The sequence below is a fragment of the Agromyces bauzanensis genome (assembly GCF_014645655.1).
In the GTDB taxonomy this organism is placed as follows: domain Bacteria; phylum Actinomycetota; class Actinomycetes; order Actinomycetales; family Microbacteriaceae; genus Agromyces; species Agromyces bauzanensis.
In genome coordinates, this window is record NZ_BMMD01000050.1 from 1 (window position 1) to 4344 (window position 4344).

A 4344-nucleotide genomic window follows, 5' to 3' on the forward strand; every position below is an offset into this window, starting at 1 on the left:
GACAGCAGGGAACGTCTCCATCGCTTCGGCGGCGAATCCGGCGATGTGCCGCTGCCGTAGTTCGGTCATGGCACGATGGTACGTCAGCAGCTCACGGATTCGCAGGGCGAAACTCACGGATTCGCAGAATATAAGTCACGGATTCGCAGAACAGAACTGGCGGATTCGCAGTCTCAACTCACGGATTCGGCGTGGCTCATCGGAGGATTCATAGTAATGCTGACTCAGGCCGAAGGGGCCGAAAGCGGCTCCGGCTGATGGTCGCGAAGGCTGACGCGCACCCGGAGATCGTGCTCGGCGTCGACGGTGCAGGGGAGAGACTCAGGCGGATCGCGATCGCGATCGAGTCGAAGCGGCACCAATCGTCGAGCGTCACAGCGGCACCGCCTCGGGGTGATCCGATCGAGCACCGGGCTCGGACCCTCACGCCGGTCGGGAACGACGTCGACCGGGGTGCCGAGCAACGCCTCTGCGTCGATCATGAACCCTGCGAGGACCTTCGGGCGGGGCTTCCGCCTGCGCGCTCAGCGGGACGCGATCGCGCTCAACGTGGCGGAGAACATCGCGATCGCGGCGATCGCGGCGATCGCGGCGAACGGGAGAGCGGCGATGCCGAGCGTCACCCACAGCACGCGGCGCCGTCTCGCTCGATGTCGCATCGCAGTCGTTCGAACGCAACGCGGCGTTGACGGATCCGCACGAACCGGAGGTTGCCCGCTCGTCGAACGGTGCCTGCTGACTTCGTTCGCCGTCGAGTAGGCGCCCCACAGCGGACTTGAGGAGGGGGATGTCGTTTCGCGCGGTGGCCATCACGATCGCGTGCGAGGTGTCGAAGTACCGATGCGCGAGCTGGTCACGCATCTGCGCGATCTCCTCCCAAGGGATGTCGGGCTCGGGCGCGGTGGCGGACGGATCGAGGTCTTTGACCGCCTCCCCGATCTCGACGAGGCGAATGCGAATCGCATCGAACACGATGCCGTCGTCGTCGGTTCGTGTCGCGTAGTCCTCGATCATCCTGCACGCGATGAGGATGTCTCCGAGTCGGGCTCGTGACGACCGGCTCACACCGGTCTCGCCTCGCGAAGCACATCGTCGACGACGTCGGCCTTCAGACTCGAAGCCGGCACGACGTCGACCGGCGCGTCCAGAATTCGTTCGGCGGCGCTGCGCATCCGGCCGAGGCCGAACATGCCGACGTCGTCGCCAACGTCAACGAGCAGATCGATGTCGCTCGTCGCCGATTCGTCACCGCGAGCGACGCTTCCGAACACGCGTACATTCGTGGCGCCCAAGTCGCCGAGTGCGGCCAGCAGCTCCTCGCGGTTCGCGTTGAGCCGCGCACGCAGCGGGCGCACGCCGGGGCGACTCGGCGCAGGGCGCCCGCCCGACAGTCGTTCCGCCGTTGCTGTCACGCCGGCACTCAGTTCCGCGTGATGCGAGTCGATGAACTCCCGCACTGCCGCCGTGACGATGTCCTTCTTCGTGCGGCCCAGCAGGTGCGCGGCATCAGAGACGAGGCGATCGGTCGCCGGGTCGATCTTGATCGGGGTGAATGTCGCCATGATTGCTCCCGGTACCATAATACCATATGGTACCCAACACCCCGTTAAGCACGGTACCTCAGACGATCCGTTCGAGCACGTCGGCGCCGCGCATCGAGTTCCGTGATACCGATGCGTTCGTCGACGAGATCCCGCAGGCCTACAAGCCCATCGACCGAGTGATGGCGGATGCCGCGTCCCTCGTGTCGGTGCGGCACACGCTGCGGCAGATCGTGAACGTGAAGGGCGATTGATCTGCGGCAGCAGGGGGAGCAGGGGGTGACGGATGTCGTGGCTCGCGCTCGACTCGGAAACGAGCGGGCGCGGGTCGCGGCGTTCGTCGTGCTGTCTCCGGGTGAGCGCTGCTGAACCCGTACCCAACACAAGCGCTATCGGTGGCCGGTCCGCGCAAAGCAGTCTGACGGAGTCGACAACGACATCCTGTGCACCGCCGATCCCGCCACGACATCCAACGCGGGAGCACGGAATTCGATCACTTCGGGCGATCATTCCTGCCATTGGCAGGCATCAGTCCCTCAGTTGCGTGTACGAAGCCAGGAACTGGGCCGCGGACCGAAGAATGTCGGTTCGTAGCTGGTCGTCGTCGGATTCGTCGCCGGCCAAGTGAAGCTCCTGTACGACGATGTCGATCCACGGGGACTCGGCATCGGCGAGCCGTGTAACCGCCGAGGTGATCGTGGCGGCGATGGGTTCTCGATACGGTGGCACCTCGGTCGCCGCGCTCGCCGAGGCCGCCGTGCGTGGGCCACCGGAACCGTACATGATGACGAAAGCGAGATCGTATGCGTCTTTCCCCTTCTCGCGGCTCATGAAGGCGGCAGACTTGGCGGCGATGTAGCCGCCGAGGCTCGCGAACCTCAGCCGGACGTGATCGGGCGCCTCCGGCATGTCGGCAATAACTGTGTCGGGGACGTCCAGTTCACGCTCGACTGGGTTGTGTAGGGCGGCGGCGGGTCCTATCAGATTCTGAGCGGTTGCTTCTGCCGCACCCGGCAGGTGGATGGGCTGACCCGGACTGTCGTACACATCGCACAGAAGGTCGAGGCGAACGAGCGCGTCGCCGAGGACACCCGTCCACTGCCACCCAGCAGCGGTGCCAACGGCCGTGAACCCACCGGCGACGAGAGCGCGGTCCAGCCAGCCGAAATCAAGCTCGTCCCGGTCATATACGAAGCCGAGTTCGAAGAGCAGGTCCACATCCGTCGTTCCGAGGTGCGGATGGGGTGCGGTGGGCGCCAGGAAGTCGGGGTTGAGGCCACCGATAACGACGAACTCGGTGGTGTGTTCGCCCGTGAGCAGGGCGAATCGGACAAGTGCCTCTTCAGCGCGAGCGCGGGCGGTTCGCGTGCGGGGTTCAGAAGCCAATCGCCACCTCCCGTAGGTGTTCGGCTGCCTCGACGCCGCGGCCGCCGGCGCGAAGCAAGTCCGCGTAGACGCGTACGGGAGACGCCACGGTTTCGCCGGCTGACTTGGTTGTGAAGTCGAAGACGTAGTGTGCGGCGGAGCGGAGGTGAATTCGTCCGCCTCGCTCCACCGGAGAAACCTCCTGGTCGTCGGTCAGACGATCCAGTGCCTGCTCGAAACCATCTACTGGTACGTAAAGGATCATGTCGGGCACACTTGTCGCGAAAGGCGCGATGGTATCGGCACCTACCCAGCCGGACACCGCCCAGGGCAGTCGCCCAAGCTTCCGGGCGGCGAGTTCCGTCCAGCCCCGCGGGTCGCGCGACATGAGGTGCAGATCTACACGCCGCTCTTTTCGCGCGGATCGCGCGTAGTGTCCTGCCCAGTCGCTCAGTAGTCGCCCCCGCTCTCGAAGCTCGCGTGCCGCGGTCGGCCCTCGCTCGGGGCCAACCTTGGCGGTATAGCCCTCCTCGTCAAGCGCCACGAGCACCTTGGCGACTTGACCTTGCGAAACGTGCGTGGCCTCAGCGATCTGGGCGATCCGATCGACCCCGTTCCACGTGTCCGTTAGGCCTACCGGAGGTTGCACACTACGGCAGAGGACGAACTCAGCCACGGCCTCTGTACTCGGGGACCAAGTGATCGCCGTGACTGCCTGCCGCGCGAGCGGCCGTGGCTTGAGTCGCGAGATGAACAGGCCGGGAGGAACCGAGATATCTGCATGCCCATTCGCGTCCGCCCACGACAAGTTTCGCTGCACGAGCAGCCGGACCGCCCCTGGACTCATGCGCCGCGCCGTAACGACGAGGCTCTTCGCTTCCACGTCCACGTCGGTCTGCTCAAGTACACGCTGCACATCCGCGGGGAAACCCTCACCGGCCCAGATGGCTCGCAAATGAACCGACTGCGATACGCCCCCTAGGACGACGCCGTCCCGAACCGGCTCAGGCAGGAGTGCAGTTGGAACGACGTTCATCAGAACGGCAACTCCCGGGTTTTCTCCTCGAAGCACAGTTCTCACTCTATCCGGAAAGAACTTGGTTCTCTCAAATTAATCGGATGCGAACTGGAGGAGGAGAAAACCTGCAGGAACCCGATGACGGCACGCGGCCACGCACGCGGCGCGGTGTTAAGACTCGTCTTGGCGGTCTCGAGCAGCGTCCTTAGGCGCCTGTCCAGTGGGGCCAGCGCCCAGGGCTCGTGCCGGGTGGTCATGTCGGGCAGGATATCGGGCCGCTCAACGCGTCGCCATGATCAGCAACGGCTGCACCGCACGGCTGCTCCGCCAGGCCCACAGGTCAGCGGCGCACCCGATCGACAAGCCGCGCGGGTGCGCCGTACTCCGCGACCCTCGCGTCCGACGTCAGCAGCGCGAACC

At 65.3% G+C, this 4344-nt stretch carries 4 protein-coding genes and 1 pseudogene; 1 reads left to right on the forward strand and 4 read right to left on the reverse strand.

The window, feature by feature from the left end:
* Positions 1–423: 423 nt before the first annotated feature.
* Both IEX31_RS18185 and IEX31_RS18190 read right to left on the reverse strand, forming a co-directional pair.
* Positions 424–1065: a HepT-like ribonuclease domain-containing protein gene (locus IEX31_RS18185; protein WP_345001625.1), complete on the reverse strand. Its 642-nt coding sequence runs from the start codon at positions 1063–1065 to the stop codon at positions 424–426.
* Positions 1062–1562, reverse strand: coding sequence for a nucleotidyltransferase family protein (locus tag IEX31_RS18190; RefSeq protein ID WP_229662488.1), 501 nt, complete (start codon positions 1560–1562; stop codon positions 1062–1064). Before IEX31_RS18190 ends, IEX31_RS18185 begins: the two co-directional genes overlap by 4 nt.
* 92 nt (positions 1563–1654) lie before the next feature.
* Here IEX31_RS18190 and IEX31_RS18195 point away from each other — a divergent pair.
* Positions 1655–1795, forward strand: a pseudogene (locus IEX31_RS18195) (RtcB family protein); the annotation flags it as partial.
* A gap of 274 nt (positions 1796–2069) precedes the next feature.
* Here the strand turns inward: IEX31_RS18195 and IEX31_RS18200 are convergent.
* Positions 2070–2927 (reverse strand): hypothetical protein, encoded by an 858-nt coding sequence (locus IEX31_RS18200; protein ID WP_188744806.1) that lies wholly within the window; start codon positions 2925–2927, stop codon positions 2070–2072.
* Complete coding sequence (locus IEX31_RS18205; protein WP_188744807.1) at positions 2917–3795, reverse strand: type IV toxin-antitoxin system AbiEi family antitoxin; 879 nt, start codon at positions 3793–3795, stop codon at positions 2917–2919. The genes IEX31_RS18200 and IEX31_RS18205 overlap by 11 nt, the downstream gene beginning before the upstream one ends.
* Positions 3796–4344 lie beyond the last annotated feature (549 nt).